The following is a 21,087-nucleotide window of genomic DNA, read 5'->3' as shown; positions in this document are numbered from 1 at the left end:
TGGAAAGCGGTGGGGACAGGACTTACAGTCCCGACCGGCTCCAGGCTGCAGTTACTGAACTGCAGTCAAAAGAGATGCCCGGCTGGCGCGGTTTTTGCGTCGGTTCGTATTCCATGCCGAGACAAACCATGAATCCTGTTCGCCCGTGGCACACCCTCCTGGGGGTGGCCTCACTCTGCTGTGCCGTGGCCTCCCATGCGGGAGTCCTGGACCGCATCGCTTCGGGCGGCAAGCTGGTCGTGGCCTACCGTGACGCGGCTTCTCCCTTCGCCTTCAAGGATGCTGGCGGGCGCCCCGCCGGCTATGCCGTGGAGCTGTGCCAGCGCATTGCGGATGCCGTGCGCCGCAAGACCGGCCGCAAGGACATGGAGGTCGCCTACCTCCCGGTGGACCTCGATAACCGGATGGAAGCCATCACCCAGGGGCGCGCCGACCTCGAATGCGGCTCCACCACGAACAACGCCGAGCGCCGGCAGATCGTCGCGTTCACCATTCCCCACTTCATCACGGGCACCCGCCTGCTGGTCAAGGCGTCGAGCCCGATCGACCGCATCGAGGACATGGGCGGCCACAAGCTGGTTTCCACCCGCGGCACGACCGCGCTGCGGGCCGTGCAGCAGCTCAACCGCGAGCGTGCCCTGCAGATCAACGTGATCGAGGCACCGGACGACCAGCGGGCCGTGGACATGGTGGAAAAGGGCGAGGCCGACGCCTTCGCGATGGACGACGTCCTGCTCTACGCATTCGCCGCGGGCCGCCCGGATCCGAAGGCGCTGAAGGTGGTCGGCAAGTTCGTCACGGCCGAAGCGCTGGCGATCATGCTGCCCAAGGGCGATCCGGAGTTCAAGAAGGTGGTGGACGACGAGATGCGCCGGCTCATCACCACCCGCGAGATCCATCCCATCTACGACAAGTGGTTCCTCCAGCCCGTCCCTCCCACGAACCGGGCATTGAACTTGCCTGTCAGCTATCTGCTGCGTGAGTTCTGGAAATACCCCTCGGACCAGGTTCCGTTCTGACGCGTGCCCCGGCACGCGTGTTTCCCCCATTCGGGATATTCCCTGCAACGGCGAGTGCCTTGCATGCGTCTATCTAGAATGCCTCTTCCCTTGTATCCATAAGCTAAGGAGATCGTGATGAAGAAACAATTGTTGGCAGTTGCTGTGATGGCGCTCGCTGCGGGCGGCGCGTTCGCGCAGTCGAACGACACGCTGGCCAAGATCAAGGCCTCCGGCACCATCACCGAAGGCGTGCGCGAGTCTTCCGGTCTCTCCTACACCCTGGGCGATGGCAAGTACACCGGCTTCCATTACGACGTGTGCGCACGCGTGATCGCCGACGTGCAGAAGCAGCTCGGCCTGGCCAAGCTGGAAACCAAGTACCAGCCCGTGACCTCGCAGAACCGCATCCCGCTGGTGCAGAACGGCACGGTGGACATCGAGTGCGGCTCGACCACCAACAACCAGGCGCGCCAGAAGGATGTGGCCTTCGCGGTCACCACCTACGTCGAGGAAGTGCGCATCGCCGTCAAGGCCAATTCGGGCATTTCCGGCATCAAGGACCTGAACGGCAAGACCATCGCCACCACGACGGGCACCACCTCGGTGCAGACCCTGCGCAAGAACAAGCGCGCCGACGGCCTGACGTTCAAGGAAGTGTTCGGCAAGGACCACTCCGACAGCTTCCTGCTGCTGGAGTCGGGCCGTGCCGACGCCTTCATCATGGACGGCTCCATCCTGGCCTCCAACATCGCCAAGTCCAAGGCTCCCAACGACTTCAAGATCGTCGGCGAAACGCTGAGCGTGGAACCCATCGCGATCATGATCCGCAAGGATGATCCGGCCTTCAAGAAGGCCGTGGACGACAGCCTGAAGGGCATGATGAAGTCGGGCGAGATGGCCAAGCTCTACGACAAGTGGTTCATGCAGCCCATCCCGCCGAACAACGTGAAGATCGGCCTGCCGGCGAGCGAAGCCACCAAGGCCGCATGGGCGAACCCCAACGACAAGCCCATGGAAGAGTACACGCTGAAGGATTGATGCGTACGGACGTGTCCGACCCCGCAAACGCCCACCTTGCCGGTGGGCGTTTGTTTGTCGCCCCGCAAGGGTGGGCGGACCGCCGCAGGATTTCAGGACGTAAGACGATTTGAGAAGGAATTCCCATGGGATCGAATTGGGATTGGCAGGTCTTCCTGCAGGACCCGGGGGGCGAATACCCGACCTACCTCCAGTGGATGCTCTCGGCCTGGGGCTGGACCGTGTCGGTGGCCCTGCTGGCTCTGGTGATCGCGCTGGTCGCGGGGTCGGTCATCGGGACGATCCGCACGCTGCCGGACAACAAGTTTCTGGTCGGCTTCGGCAATGCATGGGTGGAGCTGTTCCGCAACATCCCGCTGCTGGTGCAGATCTTCCTGTGGTACCACGTGGTGCCCGCCATCTTTCCGGTGATGAAGAGCGTTTCCGGCTTCATCCTCGTGGTGCTGGCGCTGGGATTCTTCACATCCGCACGGATCGCCGAGCAGGTGCGCTCGGGCATCCAGGCCCTGCCGCGCGGCCAGCGCTACGCGGGCATGGCGCTGGGCTTCACCACGGCGCAGTACTACCGCTACGTGCTGCTGCCCATGGCATTCCGCATCATCATTCCACCGCTTACCAGCGAGACGATGAACATCTTCAAGAACTCGTCGGTGGCCTTCGCGGTGTCGGTGACCGAGCTGACCATGTTCGCCATGCAGGCACAGGAGGAAACTTCGCGCGGCATCGAAATCTACCTGGCGGTGACGGGCCTGTACGTGATCTCGGCATTCGCCATCAACCGCATCATGGCCTTCATCGAAAAGCGTGCGCGTGTCCCGGGCTTCATCGTCGCGGGCGGCACGGGGGGAGGCCACTGACATGATGAATCTCGACTTTTCCTTCTACAGCTGGGACATCATCAGCAAGTTCGTCCTCAAGGGCTTCTATTTCAGCATCGTGCTGACCGTGGTGGCCACGATCGGCGGCGTGCTGTTCGGGACGCTGCTGGCGCTGATGCGTCTGTCGGGCAAGAAATGGCTCGACGTGCCGGCCACCATCTACGTCAACGGCATGCGCAGCATCCCGCTGGTGATGGTGATCCTGTGGTTCTTCCTGCTGGTGCCGTTCCTCGTGGGCCGGCCCATCGGGGCCGAGATGTCGGCCGTGATCACGTTCATCGCCTTCGAGGCCGCGTACTTCAGCGAGATCATGCGGGCCGGCATCCAGTCCATCCCGCGCGGCCAGGTGTTCGCGGGCCAGGCGCTGGGCATGACCTACGGGCAGAACATGAAGCTCGTGATCCTGCCGCAGGCGTTCCGCAACATGCTGCCGGTGCTGCTGACCCAGACCATCATCCTGTTCCAGGATACGTCGCTCGTGTACGCCATCGGCGCCTACGACATGCTCAAGGGCTTCGAGACCGCGGGCAAGAACTACGGTCGCCCGATCGAGGCCTACCTGCTGGCCGCGGTCGTGTACTTCATCATGTGCTTCGCGCTCTCGTCGGCGGTGAAGCGCCTGCACCGCAAGATCGCCATCATCCGCTGACCCCGTGCGGCAAGTGAGTGAGGAATAAAGCAAATGATTGAACTCAAGAACGTTTCCAAGTGGTACGGCAGCTTCCAGGTGCTGAACGACTGCTCCACCACCATCCGCAAGGGCGAAGTGGTGGTCGTGTGCGGCCCGTCGGGCTCGGGCAAATCCACGCTGATCAAGACGATCAACGCACTGGAGCCCATCCAGAAGGGCGAGATCTACGTCAACGGCGTGGCCATCCACGACCCGAAGACCAACCTGCCCAAGCTGCGCAGCCAGGTCGGGATGGTGTTCCAGCACTTCGAGCTGTTCCCGCACCTGTCGGTGACGGAGAACCTCACGATCGCGCAGATCAAGGTGCTCGGCCGCCGCGCCGACGAGGCGAAGCAGCGTGGCCTCAAGATGCTCGACCGCGTGGGCCTGTCGGCGCACAAGGACAAGTTCCCGGGCCAGCTGTCTGGCGGCCAGCAGCAGCGCGTGGCCATCGCGCGCGCGCTGTCGATGGACCCCATCGTGATGCTGTTCGACGAGCCCACCTCGGCCCTCGACCCCGAAATGGTCGGCGAGGTGCTGGACGTGATGGTGAGCCTGGCCAACGAAGGCATGACCATGATGTGCGTGACCCATGAAATGGGCTTCGCGCGCAAGGTCGGCCACCGCGTGATCTTCATGGACGTGGGCGGCAAGATCCTGGAGGACTGCACGAAGGAGGATTTCTTCGGCAATCCCGATGCGCGGCAGCCCCGCACGAAGGACTTCCTCAACAAGATCCTTCAGCATTGATGCGTGCGCGGCGAAGGCCGCGCTGCGCACCGCGGGCGGGGAAGTATTCCTGCCCGCGGCCCAAGGCGCCCTCCGGGCGCCTTTTTGCTTTGGTGGGGCCTGCGGGGGTGATCGCCCGGGCCCGGGCGCGGCGAACAGCCCTGCTTGCCCTCTGCCGCCGGTCACGGGATGATGGAGATCCTGGAGTGCCTCCTGCCGATCCCCATCCCGTTCCTGCCCACGACCCCCGGCCCCCGGCCATGACGCCCCGAGATCCATCGTCCTCCGATGCCCCCGCCCCTCCTGCCGGTGGGGCTGCCGATGGCGTCGCAGCCTCCGGTCAGGTGGTGTTCTGGCACCGCGACGCTCCACCCCAGCCGGCCTTCGGCGCGCCCTGCAATGGCTGCGGGTTGTGCTGCCTGGCGGAGCCGTGCCCGCTGGGCATGGTGGTTTCACGCCGCCGCAGCGGGCCGTGCGCGGCATTGCGCTGGATCCCGGCCGATATTCCGGGCAGCCCCGGCCGCTATGTCTGCGGCATGGTGGCGGATCCAGCCGCAGTCACCGGCTGGCGCCGTGCCTGGGCGCTGCGCTGGATGGCCCGGCTGGCGCGGCGTTGGATCGCGGCCGGGCAGGGATGCGACGCCCCGCCGCTGCACGTGGCCCCCGTGCCCGCACATCGGACGGAACGCGACCGTTGAACCGGCCTCGGGCGTGCTCCAGGGCATTGAGGGCGGGCCGTGGCATGACGCGCGGGTGACAGTGCCTCAGGGTTTGCGGTGTTGGCGCGGCGGGCCGGCCGCGCTGCAATGTCCTGATCCACCTTTCTTTCCGTTTTTCTTGAGGAGTTTCCGTACATGCAGCGACGTCGTTGGATCCAGTGGGGTGCCGCAGCAGCCCTCGCGCCCGCCCTGTCGGCACGGGCCCAGGGCTTTCCCGCACGCCCCGTCAAGCTGGTCGTCGCCTTCCCCGCGGGCGGCCCCACCGACATCACGATGCGTGTGCTTGCGGAGAATGCGTCCAAGGTGCTGGGCCAGCCGGTCATCATCGACAACAAGCCCGGTGCCGGGGGCACGCTGCCCGCCCAGATGCTGCAGTCCTCGCCGGCCGATGGCTACACGGTCGCGCAGATCCCGCTCGGGGTCTTCCGCATGCCCTACACCACGAAGATCAACTGGGACCCCGTCAAGGACATCAGCTATGTGATCAACGTGACGGGCTATGCGTTCGGCGTGGTCGTTCCGGCCGATTCCCCCTTCAAGACCTGGGCGGATTTCGTGGCCTATGCCAAGGCGAATCCCGGCAAGCTCAGCTACGGCTCCACCGGTGCGCTGACGAGCCCGCACCTGACCATGGAGCGGGTGGCGCAGCAACTGGGGCTGCAACTGTTGCACGTGCCCTACAAGGGCAGTGCGGACCTCATGCAGGGCATCCTGGGCGGGCAACTGATGGCCGCTGCAGACTCCACGGGCTTCGCGCCGCAGGTGGAGGCCGGCAAGCTGCGGGTGCTCAACACCTGGGGTGCGGAGCGTCTGGCCAAGTTCCCGGATGCGCCCACGCTGAAGGAGCTGGGCATCGACATCGTGCAGAACTCCCCCTTCGGCATCGGCGCTCCGAAGGGAACGCCCCCGGACGTGGTCCGCCGGCTGCACGATGCCTTCAAGGCCGCCATGGACCAGGAAAACTACCGCAGCGCCCTGGCGCGCTACGACATGGTGCCCATCTACATGGACACGGCGGCGTACCGCCAGTTCGCGCAGGACACCTACTCGCGGGAGAAGGCCATCATCGAGCGGCTGGGGCTGGCCAAGCCTGCATGATCCGCCGCGGCCCCGGTACGGGCCGGTCGGCAAGTGCTCAGGCAGGCGAGCGGCCGGGCTGCAGGATCGCGCGCACCACTTCGGCGAAGCCGGCGCCGCGCTCCGCGCGCGTGACGTACCGCGGCCGGTGCACCAGCTGCGGCACGAAACGGGCGACATTGGCCACGCCCACGCTGTGGTGGAAGGCCTCGAACATCTTCTGGTCGTTGGTGGAGTCGCCCACGTACACCCAGCGGCCGATCTCCTCGTCCAGCGGGCGCCCGAAGAGTTCACGCACGATCCAGCGTGCGCCCGCGAGCTTGTCGTGGTCGCCGTACCAGCCGTTGATGTGGATGCTGCTCACCGTGGCATGCATGCCTTCGGCGCGCATGCGCTGCACGACGGCGTCGATGGCGGCCTGGGGCAGGTGGGTGAATTCGCTGTGGTCGATGGCGATGTCGCACTCCCGCCCCGCGGAGTCCGTGGCGCGGCGGGCGCCGGGCACTTCGCCCTCGATCCGCTCCAGCACCTGCTGCATGCGCGCGTATTGCACAGCGCGCGTGGCCGCATCCTGCTGGTAGAGCTTGCGCAATACTGGCGTGCCAGGACCGCCTGCCAGCACCATGGCTACCGCTCCGTTCTCTGCCACGATCGCATGGACCGGCCAGGAGAGGGCGAAGGGCTCGCTCCAGCCTGCAGGGCGGCCGGTGACCGGAATGACCGCGAGCCCGGCATCCCGCAGTGCCTGCAGCGCGTCCAGCGCGTCGGCGGTGATGGCGCCGTCGGTGGTCAGCGTGTCGTCGATGTCGGTGAAGACGCCGAGCAGGTCTCGGGGGGGCTGCCAGAGGGACAGGGGCAGAAGGTCTGCAGCAGCAGGGGCGGGCACGTCGAAGGAGGACATCTGCAGGGCGCCCTCCGCGGGCGCCGGGCCCACGGAAGACATGCGTATCACGGAGCCTCCGGGCGGCGGGCGATGCCCGGATCGAATTCGTCGGACAGTTGCGGGCTCAGCGGTTCCGTCGGCACGCTGCTCACGTCGTGGTGCAGGAAGGCCACGAGGAACTGGATGCCCACCATGACGGGAAGCGCGGCCAGCATGACGGTGCCACTGGTGGCCGGCTGGTCTCCCATGGCGCTGTGGATCCATTGCCGTGCGCCGAAAATGCTGCCCCAGGCCAGCAGCAGCAGGCCGAAGATGCTGTAGATCGATCCCGCGTTGAAGTCGCGCACGAAATAGCTGTAGCCATAGCGGCGCAGGAAACGGGATGCGTGCTTCTTCAGGAATTCCGGCAGGACCTTGCCGATCTTCAGGTTGGATTCCTCATCCGCATACACGGAGTCCATCGGCACGTCGCGCACGACGGCACGCAGGGTGTTGAGGCGGAACAGCATGTCCGTCTCGAAGAAGTAGCGCCGCTCGAGCTTGTCGAGCGGCAATTCGCGGAGCACGCTGGTGTGCACGGCGGTGTACCCGTTGGTCGGGTCCATGAGGGTCCAGTACCCGCAGCTCAGCTTGGTCATGAACGACAGCACGGCGTTGCCGAAGAGCCGCACCGGGGGCATGCCGCGCACCGATTCCGGCCGGAAGAAGCGGTTGCCCTTGGTGTAGTCGGCACGGCCCGCCAGGATCGGGCGCACGAAGTGCGGCAACAGCGCCGGATCCATCTGCCCGTCGCCGTCGATCTTCACCACGATGTCCATGCCGTCGGCGATCGCCTGGTGGTAGGCCGTCACGACCGCTCCGCCGACACCGCGGTTTTCCGGATTGAAGAGCACCTGTACGCGGGGATCGGTGCAGTTCGCCTCGATGAAGGCGCCGCTTCCGTCGGGGCAGGCATCGTCCACTGCGTAGATGCGCTCCACGGATGCCGGTATCGCGCTGATCACCCCCAGCACATGCTGGGTGACCTTGTAGCAGGGAATCGCCACCGCGATGGACATCATGCTGCGGGCCGGCATCATGCCCCGGCCCTCCCGGCCACGGCGATGCCCACGAGAATCAGCGCGCCGCCGATGAAGGTCTGCAGGTGCAGCGGCTCTCCCAGGAAAAGCCAGCCCATGGTCGGAACGATGAGGAAGGCAAGGCCCATGAAGGGATAGGCCAGATGCAGGGGCGCGCTGCGCAGCACCCAGATCCAGAGCAGCGTCGTGAGGCCGTACAGCGCCAGGGCCACGATGAGCCAGCCGTTGAACAGCCAATCCGTGATCGCGGGTTGCGGCGGCAGCAGCATGGCGGCCTTCTTGAACAGAAGTTGCCCGACGGAGATGCCGAGGACGCACAGAAGCGTCAGGGAGGTCAGTAACAGCGACATAGAACGGTGGGGTTGAAGGAAGATGTCCGCACGAGGCGGTCGTCCGGGCGCTTCAATGCGCTGCGCCCCTGCCGCGGTGGGCCAGCAATATGGGCAGGAGCGGCATGGCGATCATGAAGAACGGAAGGATGTACCGGTACTCGCCGGCAATGGAGAAGATGAAAATGGCCCCCAGCTGCACGACCATAGGGGTGGCTGCCAGCAGCAGGGCGGCGTCCCGCTGCAGCGCTCCCCGGATGAATGCGCAGAACACCAGGAAGATGCCCAGGAAGGGCGTCCAGAGGAGCCAGCGGTATTTGAAGCTGAACTCGAAGATCTTGTCCGCGATCTTCTCTGCGCCGGTCCACTGGAAGAGCCGGTAGGTCGATTGGGTGTTCAGCTGGCGCAGGATGACTTCTGCATACTTCGGCCCCGGGAAGCCTCCCATGGCGAAGGCGGACACGAAGAAGATGTTCACCCGGCTGCCGAGGAACTTCGGCATGTTGTGCCACAGGTTGTATTTGAAGAACTGCTTCACGACCGCTTTGCTGTCTGCATCCGTCAGGCTCGAGACCCTGGGGCCCTTGGGAAAGAATTGAAGCGGATCCCAGTAGTCCGGGTCGTAGTGGCTCAGGTAGACGTCCAGGGAGTTGTACTTCTTCAGCAGTTCGACCGTTTCCGGCATGACCCTCGGCTGTGCAGTCCAGAGGTTCATCGGGCGGGGCTGCAGGAAGTTGACGGTCTCGTAGATCGCCAGCGGATAGAGCACGCCATGGCCTCTGCTCTTGTGTGCATGCGATGCTGCCACCAGCAATCCGCACCACACGATCAGGATGGCGCCGAGCCAGCGGCGGCCGGCTTTGTCCACCATCAAGGCCAGCAGGGCCGCCGGCAGCAGGAAGATGATGCCGTTCGGCCTGGCGAATGCAGCGAACGGCAGGGTCAGCGCGATCATCGCCACGGAAGCGCGGCTCAGGCCACGGCGCCGGGCGCTCAGCCATATTTCAAAGGTCAGTCCCGCCACGGCGACGGAGTAGATGCCGTCCGGATACAGCGTTTCGATGAAATAGACGGTGTGCGGGGCCAGCGCGATGAACACGAGCAGGAAGATCGTCGTCTTCCGAAAGCCCTGCGTCCAGGACCAGGAGAGAATGCGCGAGAAGACGATTGCGCAGATCATCATGAGCACCGCGATCGGCACTTCCACCCTGTGGGCGGGTTCATAGAAGATCTTGACGAAGTAGTACCAGAAGACGGGTTTGCCGGACCGGTTCGTGACCGGATCCTGGACTTCCAGCAAGACCCCCAGGCTGTCTTCGCCCAGTACCCCCGGCCAGAACACCATCAGCCACAGGACGTAGACGGTCGTCAATATGGCCAGGCAGACCACGAACGGGCGCCAGTCCGAGGTCGAGCGCCAGTCGGATGTCGAGCCGTTGGTCGCGCCCCTGGTGAGCGGCATGGTGTATGTGTTAGGCATTGGTCTGCAGTGCAAGTCCCGCGTGTTCACGCAGCGGATGGAAATGGATCTTCGGGAACCGTTCCTGCGCCAGCCGGACGTCGTAGGGGCTGGTGCACAGGTAGGCCAGGGTGTCGGCCGCATCGTGGGCCATGCGCATCGGGTAGGCGTCCGTGAAGGACCGCAATTCCGCCGGCGTGTCCGCAGTGATCCAGCGCGCGCCCGTGTACTGGCAGTTTTCCAGGCGCACGTCGCAGTCGTATTCGGTCTTGAGGCGGTGCTGCACCACCTCGAACTGCAGCTGGCCGACGGCGCCCAGCAGCATGTTGCCGCCCGCATCGGGCTTGAAGACCTGGATGGCACCTTCCTCGCCCAGCTGGGCCAGGCCCTGCTGCAGTTGCTTGGTGCGCAGCGGGTTCTTCAGCACCACCGTCATGAACATCTCGGGCGCGAAGAAGGGCAGGCCGGTGAACTGCAGGCTGGCGCCATCGGTGATGGTGTCGCCCAGCTGCACGCCGCCGTGCGTCGTGAAGCCGATGATGTCGCCCGCATAGGCCTCTTCCACGGCTTCGCGCCGCTGGCTCATGAAGGTCACCACGCTGGTGGGGCGCAACTCCTTGGCGGTGCGCTGCACCTTGAGCTTCATGCCCGGGGTGTACCTGCCGGAGGCCACGCGCACGAACGCGATGCGGTCGCGGTGGTTGGCGTCCATGTTGGCCTGCACCTTGAACACCACGCCGGAAAAGCTCTGCTCCTCGGGCATCACCGTTTTCTCGACGGGTTGCCTGTTGACCACGAGGCTGCTGGTGCGCGGACGCGGGGCGGGCGCCAGGTCCACGAGGGCATCGAGCACTTCCATCACCCCGAAATTGTTCACGCCGGAGCCGAAGAACACGGGCGTCTGCCTGCCGGCGAGGAAGGCCTCGTGGTCCCAGGCCGGGGACGCGCCCACGGCCAGTTCCATGCTTTCGATCGCCTCGTCGAAAGTGGACCCGAAGCGCGCGCGCAGGGTGTCCGCGTCGCTGAGAGGAATGGTCTCGAAATCCTGCGGCCGGCGCTCGCTGCCGGACTCGAACACCGTCATGGCCTGCGTGCGCAGGTTGATGATGCCGCCGAAGCTCTTGCCCTGTCCCACCGGCCAGGTCATGGGCACGCAGGGCATTCCGAGCTCGCGCTCGACCTCGTCGAGGATGTCCAGGGGCTCGCGCACCTCGCGGTCCATCTTGTTGACGAAGGTGATGATGGGAGTGTCGCGCTGCCGGCAGACCTCGATCAGCCGCCGCGTCTGCGATTCGACGCCGTTCGCCGCGTCGATCACCATGAGCGCGGAATCCACGGCGGTGAGCACGCGGTAGGTGTCTTCCGAGAAGTCCTTGTGGCCGGGCGTGTCCAGCAGGTTCACCACGTGGTCGCGGTAGGCCATCTGCATGACCGACGAGGCCACCGAGATGCCGCGCTGCTTCTCGATTTCCATCCAGTCCGACGTGGCGTGGCGGCTCGCCTTGCGGCCTTTCACGGCACCCGCGATCTGGATCGCACCCGAGAAAAGCAGCAGCTTTTCCGTGAGCGTGGTCTTGCCAGCGTCAGGGTGGGAAATGATGGCGAACGTGCGGCGGCGCCGGGTTTCGGAAGCGTAGGACACAGTGTTTCTGGTGAAGGCGCGGCGCGGCGCGGCGTAGGGTCGAATGACGGGCGCTGCGGCTGTGCGCCAATGCACCGCCGCAAGGGGAAGGCAGCCGGGGGAAGTGGCGATATTCTAGCGGCGCCCCTTGAGCCGGGCTGCGCCCGGCATGCCGGGCCGCCGTCGCGCCGCCGGCCCCTTCAGGCGGGACCCGGGAGCCGTGCTCCCATCCTTGGAGAAAATCGCTTGAAACGCAAGGCGGGCGATTCCACCCAATGCCATGAAGCGTATCCGGCCACTGCCGCCAGGGCGATCGACAGCAGCAGGCTTGGAATGAAAGGCATGTCCGGGAAGACGGCATACACCGACTGCTGCACCGGGCAGCCGTAAAGATAGATGCCGTATGACGGATCGCCGCCGCGCTGCAGGAATGCCAGGGAGGGGACGTTCAACGAGCCCAGGAAAATCAGCAGCGGCGGCAGCAGCAGCAGTCCGGCCGAATGCTCCAGGTGCAGGCCGAAGAAGAGCAGCGCGGCCAGGGGGGCGAGCACGAGGAGGAGCCTGCCGGCGCAGGCATGGAATTCCTGGCGGAAGACGGCGATGAGTGCGCCGTAGGTGAAATAGGCCGGGTATTCGAACCAGTGCCGCATCTCGCCGGTCAGGTCCGCGTTACGGGCCGTGAGAAAAAAGGCGATGTAGGCCAGGCCCGCAACGCATGCAATCGCACGCGACCTGAACACACCCAGCAACCCCACGCCTGCCAGTACGAGGTAGCACAGGCTTTCCATCGGGATGGTCCACAAGGGGCCGTTCATCAGATGCTTGAGCGGGTTGTTTTCAAAGACACCGGGCAGGTTGGGGTAGTCCTTGATCAGCAGCAGGTTGCGGAAATAGCCCAGCGTTTCCGGGTGGACCAGGAAATCCGCAGCAGGCAGCGAAGTGAAGACGACACCGAAGAGGAACACGTTGCTGAGCACCGCGACCAGCACCCCGGGCCAGATCCGCAGGAATCGCTTGAAGAGAAACGGCATGACCTGCGGCTGCCGCAGCCAGCTCTGGGTGACCAGATAGCCGCTGATCGTGAAGAAGGTCATCACCGCCACCCCGCCGACCATGTTGGAGTGCAGCCAGGAGGGTGGGGACGTGCGCGTGATATGGAAGTGATGGCTGAAGATCACGGCGCTCGCCGCGGCGATGCGCAGCAGGTCGAACAGGTTGCTCCTGTGCGGTGTGGACATGGGCGCTGGTTCCTTTGTCGGCCCTTTCCGGGGCATATCGTTGGCGATGAGGGAGCGGCGAGCCGCCCGGGCCCGATCTCCTTATAATCCTGGTCTTCCGAGGAGCGTTGCAGCGTCCTACATCCCGGTGCCCGGGTATTGCAGGGACGCGAGGCTCGGATCATCATTTTGCAACGACGCTCGCCCACGCTTTTGTGCGGTGAGTGATCCATTCCCCCGGCATTGCGTGGTTTCCACCTTCTTCAACGGAGAAAAACCATGAGCGCAGTTCTCAAGCCCCAGGCCGACCTGGCCATCGCCGACATTTCCCTGGCCGACTGGGGCCGCAAGGAAATCAAGATCGCCGAGACCGAAATGCCCGGCCTGATGGCCATCCGCGAGGAATTCGCGGCCGCGCAGCCCCTGAAGGGCGCGCGCATCACCGGTTCGCTGCACATGACCATCCAGACGGCCGTGCTGATCGAGACGCTGAAGGCCCTGGGTGCCGACGTGCGCTGGGCTTCGTGCAACATCTTCTCCACGCAGGACCACGCCGCTGCCGCCATCGCCGCGGGCGGCACGCCGGTGTTCGCCATCAAGGGCGAGTCGCTGGAAGACTACTGGGACTACACCCACCGCATCTTCGATTTCGGCGCCAAGGGCACGCCGGGCGAAGGCCCGAACATGATCCTGGACGACGGCGGCGACGCCACGCTGCTGATGCACCTGGGCCAGCGCGCCGAGAAGGACCTGTCCGTCGTGGCCAACCCCACTAGTGAAGAGGAGCGCATCCTGTTCGCCGCCATCAAGGCCAAGATCGGCCAGGACCCGACCTGGTACACCCGCAAGTCGGCCGAGATCATCGGCGTGACGGAAGAGACGACGACCGGCGTGCACCGCCTGAACGAGATGTCCGCCAAGGGCACGCTGCTGTTCCGCGCGATCAACGTGAACGACTCGGTCACGAAATCGAAGTTCGACAACCTCTACGGCTGCCGCGAGTCGCTGGTGGACGGCATCAAGCGCGCCACCGACGTGATGATCGCCGGCAAGGTGGCCCTGGTGGCCGGCTACGGTGACGTGGGCAAGGGCTGTGCCCAGGCCCTGGCCGCCCTGCGCGCCCAGGTGTGGGTGACCGAGATCGACCCGATCAACGCCCTGCAGGCCGCGATGGAAGGCTACAAGGTCGTGACCATGGAGTACGCCGCCGACAAGGCCGACATCTTCGTGACCACCACCGGCAACAAGGACGTGATCCGCCACGAGCACATGGTGGCCATGAAGAACGAGGCCATCGTCTGCAACATCGGCCACTTCGACAACGAGATCGACGTCGCATCGATCGAGAAGTACCAGTGGGAAGAGGTCAAGCCCCAGGTGGACCATGTGATCTTCCCGGACGGCAAGCGCATCACGCTGCTGGCCAAGGGCCGCCTGGTGAACCTGGGCTGCGCCACGGGCCACCCCAGCTTCGTGATGTCCTCCTCCTTCGCCAACCAGACCATCGCGCAGATCGAACTGTTCACCAAGCCCGACGCCTACCAGGCCGGCAAGGTGTACGTGCTGCCCAAGGTGCTGGACGAGAAGGTTGCACGCCTGCACCTGAAGAAGGTCGGCGCCCAGCTCACCGAGCTGACCGACGCGCAGGCTGCCTACATCGGCGTGAAGAAGGAAGGCCCGTACAAGGCCGATACGTACCGGTACTGAGCACCCCCCTGAGGCGCTGCGCGCCTTCCCCCCTCTCTGGCGGCGCTTCGCGCCTGGGAGGGGGAACGCAGCCGGTGCGGCGGGGCGGCCCTTGCACGGCTGCTGCTGGCCTGGGGGCGTGCGGGTGCCCTGGTGGTGGGCTGACCGCGGGGGTGTGCCGCGACGCTGCCATACGTGTGCCGTGCGGGAGGGCGCAGCGGTGATGCCGGCACGATCCCGTCAGCGCCCTGCAATCGATTGGAATGTGGTGGGTCGCGTGTGCGGCCCGCTTCTGTTGGAGAGGAAGGCGCATGCGCGCGGATGTGTTTTTGGTGGAGCGCGGCCATGCCGCTACCCGGTCGCAGGCCCAGCGGTTGATCGCGGCCGGTGTGCAGTGGCGGCTGGCGGCCAGCCTGCCGTGGACGAAGGTGGCGAAGAACGGCGACGACATTCCGGCGATCGCCGAGGTCGAGTTGCTGGACGGCGCGGAGGCGCGGTACCTGTCGCGCGGCGGCCTGAAGCTGGAGGGCGCGCTGCGCACCACCGGCCTGCAGGTGGCCGGGCTGCGCTGCCTCGACGTGGGGCAGAGCACCGGCGGCTTCACCGACTGCCTGCTGCAGCACGGTGCGGCGCAGGTGATCGGCGTGGACGTGGGCCATGGCCAGTTGCACGAGCGGCTGCGGGACGACCCGCGCGTGGTGGGGGTGGAGGGGCTGAATGCCCGTTCCGTGACCGCCGAATCGCTGCGGGATGCGTGCGAAGAAGCCCTGTCCGAGCGCGTGGAGCGCGATCCGGAAGACAACGAAACCCAGCCCGAGGCGCCCTATGCCTGGATGCGCAACGGCGGCCAGGTGGACGACGAATACGACGACAGCGACGACGCCAAGGAGCACGAGGTGGAGGCCTTCAAGGCCGAGCGCGAGGCCCGGGCGCGCGCACGTGCCGAGGGTGCGCTGCCCACCGTTCTGCGCCGCCGTGCGGGGCGCGAGGACGTGGACATCACGCCTGAATTCGACCTCGTCACCGGCGATGTGTCCTTCATCTCGCTCACGCTGATCCTGCCGGCGGTGGTGCCGCTGCTGAAGGCGGGCGGCGAGTTGCTGATGCTGGTCAAGCCGCAGTTCGAGCTGCAGCCGGGGCAGGTGGGCAAGGGCGGCATCGTGCGCGACCCGGCCCTGTATGCCCAGGTGGAGCAGCGCCTGCGCGACTGCTGTGCCGCGCTGGCCCTGGACGTGGCCGGCTGGCACGACAGCCCGATCGACGGCGGTGATGGCAACCGCGAATTCTTCATCCACGCAAGGAGGAAGGCATGAGCCTTTCCACGCACAGGGCGGCCCTTCCGGTCAGCTTCGAGTTCTTTCCTCCCAAGACGCCCGAGGGCGCGGACAAGCTGCGCGCCGTGCGCCAGCAACTCTATGCCCGCCGTCCCGAGTTCTGCTCCGTCACCTACGGCGCGGGAGGCTCCACCCAGGAAGGCACCTTCGGCACGGTGCGCGAAATCCTCTCCGAAGGCGTGCAGGCGGCCTCGCATTTCTCGTGCATCGGAGCGACCCGCGAGGGCGTGCGCGAGCAGCTCGCCCAGCTCAAGGCCATGGGCGTGTCCCGGCTGGTGGCGCTGCGCGGCGACCTGCCCAGCGGCTACGGCGCCGGCGGCGAGTTCCATTACGCCAGCGACCTCGTGGCCTTCATCCGCGCCGAGGCGGGCGACGATTTCCACATCGAGGTGGCTGCCTATCCGGAAGTCCACCCGCAGGCCCGCTCCCCCGAGGCCGACCTGCAGGCGTTCGCCACCAAGGTGCGTGCCGGGGCGCATTCGGCCATCACGCAGTACTTCTTCAATGCCGACGCCTACTGGCGCTTCGTGGACGACGTGCGCGCCCTGGGGCTCGACGTGCCGGTGGTGCCGGGCATCATGCCCATCATGGGATCGACCCAGCTCATGCGCTTTTCCGACGCGTGCGGCGCGGAAATCCCCCGCTGGATCCGGCTGCGGCTGCAGGGCTTCGGCGATGACTCGGCCAGCATCCGCGCCTTCGGGCTGGACGTGGTGACCGAACTGTGCGAGCGCCTGCGTGCCGGCGGGGTGCCTGCGCTGCACTTCTACACCATGAACCAGAGCGCCGCGACGCTGGAGATCTGCCGGCGCCTGGGCCTCTGATCTTTCGCCGGAGGCCGGGGGCGTACTCGGCCGTGTTGGGTAATATGGCGCCTCCCCGCGCGACCCTGACATGACGCCCGCTCTCGCTTCCCCCCTGATGGCAGCCCTGCTGTGGGCCCTGCTGCCCCTTTCTGCCTCGGCCCAGTTGCGCTATAGCTGCCGCGACAGCATGGGCAATGTCTTCTCTCTCTCTCGGCCCTGCCCGGCGGGTACGGTGACCACCGCCGCCGCGGCCGGGCCCCTGGAGCCCGCCGTGGCCCCCGGGCCGTCATCGCGGTACGAGCCGCCGTCGCCTCCGCCGCTGCGCACTTTCCCGGAGGCGAACGAGTACCGGAAGTACATGAGCGCCCAGTGCCGCACGCTCCAGGACGCGGTGCGCTCGGGGCCTGCGCGCGGCCTGCAGTCCGATGTGCTGCACGGCCTGCGCCGGGAATACGAAAGAGACTGCAGGGAAGAGGAGCAGGAGGCATCCGCGCGGTTCTACCGCGAACAGCGTGAAGTCCGCCAGCAGCGCCGCGAGGAACTCCGGCAGGCCGAAGCGGCCGAACTGGCGGCCCGTGCGGAAACCACCCGGCGGGCCGAGCAGTGCGCCGAGTCGCGCCGCATCCTGGCGGCGAAGCGGGCGCGCACCGATCTCACCGATGGCGAACAGAAGGACTTGAAGCGTTTTGAAGAGGTTTTTGCATCGCGCTGCCAGCGCTGACTGGTGCCGCCCCGCAGGCCGGCTGGCCATATCGGGGCTGTGCGCCCTGGTGGCCGCCTGCGCGGTCGCGCCCGCTCCGGGGGACTCCTCCGCTCCTGCCGCGCCCGTGCCCGCTCCGGCCCCTTCCGCGCAGGACAAGGCCACCGCGGAGCGGCCTGCCAGGCCGGCGAAGCGTCCTTCCCGGAGCCCGGCTCCGGCGCCCGCGCCTGCCCAGGACGCCGTTGCCCCGGAGCGCGTGCCGGCCGACAGGCCCCGTGAACCGCAGGTGCCGGAAGACGAACGTTCTTCTGGAACGGGGCTCGACCTGAACGGCGAACTGGCCGGCTTCGGCGAGGAGGGCATGGCCTCGTGGTACGGCGCCCGTTTCCACAGCCGCCGTACCGCCAGCGGCGAGCGGTTCGACATGAACGACTTCACGGCAGCGCACCGCACGCTGCCCTTCGGCACGCGCGTCTGCGTCCGCAGCCTGGTGACGGGGCGCTCGGTGCAGGTGCGCATCAACGACCGGGGGCCACACTCGCCCGGCCGCATCGTCGATCTGAGCCGTGCGGCCGCGCAATCCCTCGGCCTGCTGGGGCTGGGCATCAAGCCGGTGGCGATCAGCCTGGCGCCCGCGGATCCGGACGCGCCGTGTCCCGGCTCCCGGGACGACCCGGTGGCACCGTGACCGGTCTCAGCCGCCCGATTCGAGGCTGTGGGCGGCGTGCTGCGGGTCCTGGGCCAGCAACTGCGCCATCTGGGGCAGGGCAGGCTGCAGCGCCGCCTTGAGCGTGTAGGGCGGGTTCACGACGAACATGCCGCTCGCGGGCAGGCCGGGGCGCCGCTGCGTTCCGTCCGCGTCCGAGGTCATCCTGCTGGATTTCACGGTCAGGGTGGCATGCAGCCAGGGCTTGCCCGCGCGGGTGGCGAGCGTCTTCATCCGCCGCGGCAGGTCGTGGGCCTCGGGCCGCGGAATGATGGGGTACCAGATGGCATAGGTGCCCGTGGCGAAGCGCTTGAGCGCTTCGGCCACCATGTCCAGCGCTTTGCCATAGTCGCTCTTGATTTCATAGCTGGGATCGCAGAGCACGAAACCCCGCCGGGAAGGCGGGGGCAGGAACTTGCGGATGCCCTCGAAGCCGTCTTCGTGCAGTACCGCCACCTGCCGCCCGGCGTCGAGCTGAGCGACGTTGCCCGCGAGGGAGCGCATGTCCGTGGGATGCAGTTCGAACAGCTTCAGCCGGTCCTGCGGGCGCAGCAGCCGGTGGGCGATGAAGGGCGAGCCCGGATAGACTTTCGCCGCCGGGCCGGTATTGAACTCCTGGACCAGGTCCACGTAGGCCTGGAGTGCCGGGGCGAGCTTGGTGCCCTGGGGCAGCGCCGTGGGCAGGAGGCGGAGAATGCCGTCGGCCGCCTCGCCGCTCGTGGCCGCGTAATCGCCGTCCAGCCGGAAGAGGCCCGCGCCGGCATGGGTATCCAGCACGGCGAGCGCGGCGTCCTTCTGGGTGAGGTGTTGCAGGGTGGCGATCAATACCGTGTGCTTGAGCACGTCGGCATGGTTGCCTGCATGGAAGGCGTGGCGATAGCTGAACATAGGCCCCGATGGTAACCAGCCCCGCCTGCGTCCGCCGAGGCGGCGGGGCCTGGTGGCGAGGCGGTTTCCGGGGCCGGGAACGCGCTTTGTTGCCCGTCAGCCGTCCGGTTGCTGCATGATGGCGGCCATCGGCCGCTCCGGCAGACACCGCCGTACCGTGCCGGCCCCCAGGATTTTTGCTTTTTCCCCTATGTCCGCTCCCACCCTCGTCACCGAACCCCAGAGCGAAGCCCACCACGTGGACGCCTTGCCCGCGGGATCCCGCCTCGGAGAATTCGAGGTGGTCTCGCTGCTGGGCGTCGGGGGCTTCGGCATGGTCTACAAGGCGTTCGACCATTCGCTGCTCCGGTTCGTGGCCATCAAGGAGTACATGCCCACGGCGCTGGCCGCCCGTGCGCAGGGGCAGTCGCTCTGGGTGCGCTCCTCCTCGCACGAACAGTCGTTCCAGGCGGGGCTCGCGTCCTTCGTGGCCGAGGCCCGGCTGCTCGCGCAGTTCGACCATCCCTCGCTGGTGAAGGTCTTCCGCTTCTGGGAGGCCAACCAGACCGCCTACATGGTGATGCCGCTGTACGAGGGAATGACGCTCAAGCAGGCGCGCGCCCACATGCGCACGCCGCCGCCCGAGGCCTGGCTGCGCAAGGTGCTCTGGTCCGTGCTGGGGGCGCTGCGGGTGCTGCACGAAGGCCAGACCCTGCACCGCGACATCTCGCCCGACAACATCTTCCTGCAGGACTCGGGGCTGCCGGTGCTGCTGGACCTCGGCGCGGCCCGGCATGCCATCACCGACCATTCCCACCGGCTCACGGCGGTGCTCAAGGTCAACTACGCGCCGATCGAGCAGTACAACGACGAGGGCAACGACCTGCGCCAGGGGCCCTGGAGCGATCTGTATTCCGTGGGGGCCGTCGTGCACGGCTGCCTGTGCAACGACACGCCTCTGCCTGCGACCCTGCGCGCGATCCGCGACCGGATGGTGCCGTTCTCCCGTGTCGCGAAGACCGTGAAGCGCCAGTTCGGCGTCGAGTATTCGCCGCCCTTCGTCGCCGCGATCTCGCAGGCGCTCGCGCTGCAGCCGCAGGACCGGCCGCAGAGCATCGACGAGTTCCTGCGCACCCTCGAGATGGCGGCCCCCCCGGAAGGCATGGAGCAATTCGACTTCCGCGCCGAACTCGGCGACATCTGGGTCGAGCCGGCCGATCGCCGCGCCGCGGGGGTGGCCGTGCCGATGATCGACATCACGTCCGTGCCGGCACCGATGTCGGGCCTGCCGGTGCCCGAACCCATGGCCGCGCCCGTGCTCGTTCCCGACACGGCCGCTGTCACCACGGTGCTGCGCCGCAGTCCTGCCCCGGCTGCCGGGCCGGAGCGCGCGCCACGTGCGGCGGCCGCGGCGGTTGCTGGAGGCGATACAGTCTTCCTCGACAGCACCGCCGATGCCGGAGACTCCTGGTTCGGACCCGCGGGCGCGCACGGGCCGGGCGGCGCGGCGATGCCCGGGCCGGCAGGCGCGGCCGTGGCTGCGCCTGCTGCGAGCCGGAAGCCACGCATGTGGGCCCTGGCGGCAGTGGCCGTGGTGGCGCTGGGCGCGTCGGCGGCCGGCGGTGCGTGGTGGGCCGCGCGTTCGGCCGACGGCCAGCCGGCGGCGGCTGCCACCGTGGCGGCTTCGACGACCGTGCCGAGGACGCCCGAAGAGGAAATCATCACGGAAACGGTGGAGCCTCCGCCCGCGGCGGTCGCTGCGGTTCCGGCGGCGTCCTCCGCCCCGGCAGCGCCGGAGCCCGCGCAGCATGGGGCGTCCCAGGCGGGCCCCCGGCCCGCGACGGCCTCGGTACCGGCTGCGGCCGCGTCTTCCGCGCGCAACCGCCCGCCCGTCCGCAAGGCCGCGGAGCCCGCCGTGGTGGCCGCACCCGCCGCGCCCGCCGCGTCCCTGGCGGTGGCCGTGCCCGCGGCGCCTCCGAAGCCCGCGCCGCGCGTGATCGGCCCGGACGAGGCGTGCGCGGACGCCGGCTTCCTGGCGCGGCCGATGTGCATCCACCAGGAATGCCAGCGTCCCGCGGTGGCGAACCACCCGCTGTGCGTGGAGAACCGGCGCCGCCTGGAGGCAGAGGAGCGCCGCCGGCTGATGCAGCCCCAGTGAGCCGTACGGCGCCCGGGCCCGGCTGCGCTGCTGCACGGGATTCAGGGGATTTGCGGTACCGCCCGGGTATTTCGTATAATGGCGGGCTTCGCAGCGAATTCCCAGGTCCCGCGGCGAGGTGCAAGACACC

At 67.1% G+C, this 21,087-nt stretch carries 20 protein-coding genes and 1 riboswitch; of the genes, 13 read left to right on the top strand and 7 right to left on the bottom strand.

Annotation, left to right across the window (positions count from 1 at the left end; all coding sequences use genetic code 11):
* Positions 1–128 precede the first annotated feature (128 nt).
* The 7 genes from ACAV_RS19785 to ACAV_RS19755 all read left to right on the top strand — a co-directional run bounded on the left by ACAV_RS19785 (position 129) and on the right by ACAV_RS19755 (position 6,133).
* Positions 129–1,019, top strand: a complete 891-nt coding sequence (locus ACAV_RS19785; protein WP_013596353.1) for an amino acid ABC transporter substrate-binding protein — start codon at positions 129–131, stop codon at positions 1,017–1,019.
* A gap of 117 nt (positions 1,020–1,136) precedes the next feature.
* Positions 1,137–2,039, top strand: coding sequence for an amino acid ABC transporter substrate-binding protein (locus tag ACAV_RS19780; RefSeq protein ID WP_013596352.1), 903 nt, complete (start codon positions 1,137–1,139; stop codon positions 2,037–2,039).
* Between the two features lie 125 nt (positions 2,040–2,164).
* Positions 2,165–2,896 (top strand): amino acid ABC transporter permease, encoded by a 732-nt coding sequence (locus ACAV_RS19775; RefSeq protein ID WP_013596351.1) that lies wholly within the window; start codon positions 2,165–2,167, stop codon positions 2,894–2,896.
* A gap of 1 nt (position 2,897) precedes the next feature.
* Positions 2,898–3,566 (top strand): amino acid ABC transporter permease, encoded by a 669-nt coding sequence (locus ACAV_RS19770; RefSeq protein WP_013596350.1) that lies wholly within the window; start codon positions 2,898–2,900, stop codon positions 3,564–3,566.
* Between the two features lie 33 nt (positions 3,567–3,599).
* Positions 3,600–4,337 (top strand): amino acid ABC transporter ATP-binding protein, encoded by a 738-nt coding sequence (locus ACAV_RS19765; protein ID WP_013596349.1) that lies wholly within the window; start codon positions 3,600–3,602, stop codon positions 4,335–4,337.
* Between the two features lie 239 nt (positions 4,338–4,576).
* Positions 4,577–5,014, top strand: coding sequence for a hypothetical protein (locus tag ACAV_RS19760; protein WP_353611303.1), 438 nt, complete (start codon positions 4,577–4,579; stop codon positions 5,012–5,014).
* A gap of 156 nt (positions 5,015–5,170) precedes the next feature.
* Complete coding sequence (locus ACAV_RS19755) at positions 5,171–6,133, top strand: tripartite tricarboxylate transporter substrate binding protein (protein ID WP_013596347.1); 963 nt, start codon at positions 5,171–5,173, stop codon at positions 6,131–6,133.
* A gap of 37 nt (positions 6,134–6,170) precedes the next feature.
* On the opposite strand, the gene ACAV_RS19750 is transcribed toward ACAV_RS19755, so the two are convergent.
* The 6 genes from ACAV_RS19750 to ACAV_RS19725 form a co-directional block, all read right to left on the bottom strand.
* Positions 6,171–7,013: an HAD-IIB family hydrolase gene (locus ACAV_RS19750; RefSeq protein ID WP_049791277.1), complete on the bottom strand. Its 843-nt coding sequence runs from the start codon at positions 7,011–7,013 to the stop codon at positions 6,171–6,173.
* Positions 7,014–7,060: 47 nt separating this feature from the next.
* Entirely contained in the window at positions 7,061–8,074 is a 1,014-nt protein-coding gene (locus tag ACAV_RS19745; protein WP_013596345.1) for a glycosyltransferase family 2 protein, read from the bottom strand.
* Positions 8,071–8,424, bottom strand: coding sequence for a DMT family transporter (locus ACAV_RS19740; RefSeq protein WP_013596344.1), 354 nt, complete (start codon positions 8,422–8,424; stop codon positions 8,071–8,073). Before ACAV_RS19740 ends, ACAV_RS19745 begins: the two co-directional genes overlap by 4 nt.
* A gap of 52 nt (positions 8,425–8,476) precedes the next feature.
* Positions 8,477–9,865: a hypothetical protein gene (locus ACAV_RS19735; RefSeq protein WP_013596343.1), complete on the bottom strand. Its 1,389-nt coding sequence runs from the start codon at positions 9,863–9,865 to the stop codon at positions 8,477–8,479.
* 10 nt (positions 9,866–9,875) lie between these two features.
* Positions 9,876–11,504 carry a peptide chain release factor 3 gene (locus ACAV_RS19730; protein WP_013596342.1) on the bottom strand — a complete coding sequence of 543 codons (1,629 nt, stop codon included), beginning with the start codon at positions 11,502–11,504 and terminating at the stop codon, positions 9,876–9,878.
* Between the two features lie 179 nt (positions 11,505–11,683).
* Positions 11,684–12,721: an acyltransferase family protein gene (locus ACAV_RS19725; RefSeq protein WP_013596341.1), complete on the bottom strand. Its 1,038-nt coding sequence runs from the start codon at positions 12,719–12,721 to the stop codon at positions 11,684–11,686.
* Positions 12,722–12,814: 93 nt separating this feature from the next.
* A riboswitch (S-adenosyl-L-homocysteine riboswitch) is annotated at positions 12,815–12,910 on the top strand.
* Positions 12,911–12,979: 69 nt separating this feature from the next.
* Between ACAV_RS19725 and ahcY the strand changes: the two genes are divergently transcribed.
* The 5 genes from ahcY to ACAV_RS19700 all read left to right on the top strand — a co-directional run bounded on the left by ahcY (position 12,980) and on the right by ACAV_RS19700 (position 17,914).
* On the top strand, positions 12,980–14,407 hold the full coding sequence (ahcY, locus tag ACAV_RS19720) for an adenosylhomocysteinase (RefSeq protein WP_013596340.1): 1,428 nt from the start codon (positions 12,980–12,982) through the stop codon (positions 14,405–14,407).
* 290 nt (positions 14,408–14,697) lie between these two features.
* Positions 14,698–15,699, top strand: coding sequence for a TlyA family RNA methyltransferase (locus ACAV_RS19715; RefSeq protein ID WP_013596339.1), 1,002 nt, complete (start codon positions 14,698–14,700; stop codon positions 15,697–15,699).
* On the top strand, positions 15,696–16,544 hold the full coding sequence (metF, locus tag ACAV_RS19710; RefSeq protein WP_013596338.1) for a methylenetetrahydrofolate reductase [NAD(P)H]: 849 nt from the start codon (positions 15,696–15,698) through the stop codon (positions 16,542–16,544). The genes ACAV_RS19715 and metF overlap by 4 nt, the downstream gene beginning before the upstream one ends.
* A gap of 70 nt (positions 16,545–16,614) precedes the next feature.
* Positions 16,615–17,247, top strand: a complete 633-nt coding sequence (locus tag ACAV_RS19705) for a hypothetical protein (protein ID WP_013596337.1) — start codon at positions 16,615–16,617, stop codon at positions 17,245–17,247.
* 106 nt (positions 17,248–17,353) lie between these two features.
* A complete protein-coding gene (locus ACAV_RS19700; RefSeq protein ID WP_225981675.1) occupies positions 17,354–17,914 on the top strand; it encodes a septal ring lytic transglycosylase RlpA family protein in 561 nt (186 codons plus the stop codon).
* Positions 17,915–17,920: 6 nt separating this feature from the next.
* Here the strand turns inward: ACAV_RS19700 and ACAV_RS19695 are convergent, their stop codons facing one another.
* Positions 17,921–18,820: a 23S rRNA (adenine(2030)-N(6))-methyltransferase RlmJ gene (locus ACAV_RS19695; protein ID WP_013596335.1), complete on the bottom strand. Its 900-nt coding sequence runs from the start codon at positions 18,818–18,820 to the stop codon at positions 17,921–17,923.
* A 190-nt stretch (positions 18,821–19,010) separates the two neighbouring features.
* On the opposite strand from ACAV_RS19695, the gene ACAV_RS19690 reads away from it, so the two are divergent.
* Positions 19,011–20,957, top strand: coding sequence for a serine/threonine protein kinase (locus ACAV_RS19690; protein ID WP_013596334.1), 1,947 nt, complete (start codon positions 19,011–19,013; stop codon positions 20,955–20,957).
* Positions 20,958–21,087 lie beyond the last annotated feature (130 nt).

The sequence above is a fragment of the Paracidovorax avenae ATCC 19860 genome (assembly GCF_000176855.2).
In the GTDB taxonomy this organism is placed as follows: domain Bacteria; phylum Pseudomonadota; class Gammaproteobacteria; order Burkholderiales; family Burkholderiaceae_C; genus Paracidovorax; species Paracidovorax avenae.
This window is presented reverse-complemented; position numbering and strand designations above follow the sequence as displayed.

What these genes read in the sequence shown, in the direction of transcription:
- ACAV_RS19745 (WP_013596345.1), bottom strand. Translation starts at nt 8,074, where the DNA reads ATGATGCCGGCCCGCAGCATGATGTCCATCGCGGTGGCGATTCCCTGC.
- ACAV_RS19765 (WP_013596349.1), top strand. Translation starts at nt 3,600, where the DNA reads ATGATTGAACTCAAGAACGTTTCCAAGTGGTACGGCAGCTTCCAGGTG.
- ACAV_RS19705 (WP_013596337.1), top strand. Translation starts at nt 16,615, where the DNA reads ATGACGCCCGCTCTCGCTTCCCCCCTGATGGCAGCCCTGCTGTGGGCC.
- ACAV_RS19750 (WP_049791277.1), bottom strand. Translation starts at nt 7,013, where the DNA reads ATGTCCTCCTTCGACGTGCCCGCCCCTGCTGCTGCAGACCTTCTGCCC.
- ACAV_RS19770 (WP_013596350.1), top strand. Translation starts at nt 2,898, where the DNA reads ATGATGAATCTCGACTTTTCCTTCTACAGCTGGGACATCATCAGCAAG.
- ahcY (WP_013596340.1), top strand. Translation starts at nt 12,980, where the DNA reads ATGAGCGCAGTTCTCAAGCCCCAGGCCGACCTGGCCATCGCCGACATT.
- ACAV_RS19725 (WP_013596341.1), bottom strand. Translation starts at nt 12,721, where the DNA reads ATGTCCACACCGCACAGGAGCAACCTGTTCGACCTGCTGCGCATCGCC.
- ACAV_RS19735 (WP_013596343.1), bottom strand. Translation starts at nt 9,865, where the DNA reads ATGCCGCTCACCAGGGGCGCGACCAACGGCTCGACATCCGACTGGCGC.
- ACAV_RS19780 (WP_013596352.1), top strand. Translation starts at nt 1,137, where the DNA reads ATGAAGAAACAATTGTTGGCAGTTGCTGTGATGGCGCTCGCTGCGGGC.
- ACAV_RS19755 (WP_013596347.1), top strand. Translation starts at nt 5,171, where the DNA reads ATGCAGCGACGTCGTTGGATCCAGTGGGGTGCCGCAGCAGCCCTCGCG.
- ACAV_RS19740 (WP_013596344.1), bottom strand. Translation starts at nt 8,424, where the DNA reads ATGTCGCTGTTACTGACCTCCCTGACGCTTCTGTGCGTCCTCGGCATC.
- ACAV_RS19760 (WP_353611303.1), top strand. Translation starts at nt 4,577, where the DNA reads ATGACGCCCCGAGATCCATCGTCCTCCGATGCCCCCGCCCCTCCTGCC.
- ACAV_RS19785 (WP_013596353.1), top strand. Translation starts at nt 129, where the DNA reads ATGAATCCTGTTCGCCCGTGGCACACCCTCCTGGGGGTGGCCTCACTC.
- ACAV_RS19695 (WP_013596335.1), bottom strand. Translation starts at nt 18,820, where the DNA reads ATGTTCAGCTATCGCCACGCCTTCCATGCAGGCAACCATGCCGACGTG.
- ACAV_RS19690 (WP_013596334.1), top strand. Translation starts at nt 19,011, where the DNA reads ATGTCCGCTCCCACCCTCGTCACCGAACCCCAGAGCGAAGCCCACCAC.
- ACAV_RS19715 (WP_013596339.1), top strand. Translation starts at nt 14,698, where the DNA reads ATGCGCGCGGATGTGTTTTTGGTGGAGCGCGGCCATGCCGCTACCCGG.
- ACAV_RS19775 (WP_013596351.1), top strand. Translation starts at nt 2,165, where the DNA reads ATGGGATCGAATTGGGATTGGCAGGTCTTCCTGCAGGACCCGGGGGGC.
- metF (WP_013596338.1), top strand. Translation starts at nt 15,696, where the DNA reads ATGAGCCTTTCCACGCACAGGGCGGCCCTTCCGGTCAGCTTCGAGTTC.